General features: G+C 75.9%; 2 protein-coding genes. One reads left to right on the top strand and one right to left on the bottom strand.

Annotated elements, in window-relative coordinates; all coding sequences use genetic code 11:
• The coding region (locus GFJ45_RS15965; protein ID WP_153399062.1) for a M50 family metallopeptidase at positions 1 to 997 on the bottom strand (997 nt) is incomplete at its 3' end.
• Positions 998 to 1,059: 62 nt separating this feature from the next.
• Here GFJ45_RS15965 and GFJ45_RS15960 point away from each other — a divergent pair.
• On the top strand, positions 1,060 to 1,833 hold the full coding sequence (locus tag GFJ45_RS15960; RefSeq protein WP_153399059.1) for a RecB family exonuclease: 774 nt from the start codon (positions 1,060 to 1,062) through the stop codon (positions 1,831 to 1,833).
• Positions 1,834 to 1,895: the final 62 nt, after the last annotated feature.

Raw genomic sequence — 1,895 nt, 5'->3', positions numbered from 1 at the left:
CGGAGGCCACCCTCGACGAGGTCCTGGCCTCCTGAGCCTGGGGGCCATCCTGGTCGCTGCCGGCCAGGGCACCCGCCGCGGCGTCGACCAGCCCGTAGGGGCGTCCGTCCGGTCCGGTGACCACGGCGGCCGGGTGCCCGGCGGAGCCGGCGGACTCAGCAGACCCGGCGGGGTGACGGTCGAGCTCGGACACCGGGCGGCTGCTGTCCAGCACCGGCAGCACCCGCAGCAGCGGCTGCAGGCTGCGGCCCTCCAGCGCCCGCCGTGCCCGACCGAGCGCCAGCCCCTGCGAGGAGCCCGCCCAGAGGAAGAACCCCAGCAGCCCCACCCACAGCAGCCTGGTCAGCGAGGGCCGGTCCCCCTGCAGCAGCGGCCAGGCCAGCACCCACAGCGCCAGCGCCACCACCAGCAGCCGGCCGCTCCAGGCCGCGACCATGGTGCCCAGCCCACGGCTGCCGGTGAGCCGCCAGACCACGGCGTCCAGCACGTGGCCACCGTCCAGCGGCAGCCCCGGCAGCAGGTTCACGACCGCGACGAACCCGTTGGCGAAGGTCAGCCCCAGCGTCAGCAGCACCAGCACCGGGTTGTCCAGCAGCGGCAGCAGCAGCCAGCCCAGCAGCGCGAGCGCGGCGTTGGCCAGCGGACCGGCGGCAGCCACCAGGGCGGCCCGCCCGGGGCCCGACCCGGCCCCCTGGTAGGCGGTGTGCCCGCCCCAGAAGTCGGCCACGATCCGCACCACCTGGTGCCCGCTGCGGGCGGCGACGACCGCGTGCGCGGCCTCGTGCACGAGCACCGACAGCAGCAGCAGCACCGCGAACGCGGCGGCGACGGCGTAGGCCCACGGACCGCTGCCGGGCAGCGCGTCGCGCGCGACCGGGCCGAACAGCAGCACGATGACCAGGGCGATGAGCAGCCAGCTGCGGGCGATGTAGACCGGGACGCCGCCGACCTGCCCGAGCCGCCACCCCGGGCCCGCGCCCGTCACCGCCTGCGTCATGCGGTGAGCCTACGTGGGCGCGGGCGAACCCTTTGTCGGCGCCGGTCCGTACCCTGGCCGTCATGACCCCCGCTCTGTCTCCCAGCCGGGCCGCGGACTTCATGCAGTGCCCGCTGCTGTACCGGTTCCGGGTCATCGACCGGCTGCCGGAGCCGCCGACCGCGGCGACCGCCCGGGGGACGCTGGTGCACGCGGCGCTGGAGCGGGTGTTCGACCTGCCGGCCCCCGAGCGCACGCCCGAGGGCGCGGTCGGGCTGCTGCAGCCGGAGTGGGAGCGGATGCGCGCCGAGCACCCGGAGCTCGCCGCCCTGGTGTCCGGGTCCGCCCCCGCGGCCGGGTCCGGCTCCGCGGCGGGACCCGACGGGGCCGAGCAGGCCTGGCTGGAGCAGGCGGCGGTGCTGGTGCGTCGCTGGTTCGACCTGGAGGACCCCAGCCGGCTGGAGCCCGCCGAGCGGGAGCTGTACGTCGAGGCCGAGGCGGACGGGCTGGTGCTGCGTGGCTACGTGGACCGGCTCGATGTCGCCCCGGACGGCCGGCTGCGGGTCGTCGACTACAAGACCGGCCGCTCGCCCTCGGAGGCGTTCGAGGGCAAGGCGCTGTTCCAGATGAAGTTCTACGCGCTGGTGCTGTGGCGGGCGCGCGGCGTGGTGCCGACGCTGCTGCAGCTGGTGTACCTGCGGGACGGGCAGCTGCTGCGCTACGCCCCGGACGAGCAGGACCTGCGGGCGACCGAGCGCAAGCTGCAGGCGCTGTGGCAGGCGATCGAGCGGGCCGCCCGCACCGGGGACTGGCGGCCCCGTCCCGGCCGGCTGTGCGACTGGTGCCACCACCGTTGACGTGCGGGAAGTACCGCTGCACGGCGTCGCCTTCCTCGATCTCCACGTAGTTGCGACGCTTC

It is taken from the genome of Ornithinicoccus halotolerans (assembly GCF_009602535.1).
GTDB lineage: Bacteria > Actinomycetota > Actinomycetes > Actinomycetales > Dermatophilaceae > Ornithinicoccus > Ornithinicoccus halotolerans.
Note: the sequence above shows the minus strand (reverse complement) of the source record. Positions and strands in the feature narration are given on the sequence as shown.

Coding starts and splice junctions, on each gene's coding strand:
- GFJ45_RS15960 (WP_153399059.1), top strand. CDS start 1,060: ATGACCCCCGCTCTGTCTCCCAGCCGGGCCGCGGACTTCATGCAGTGC.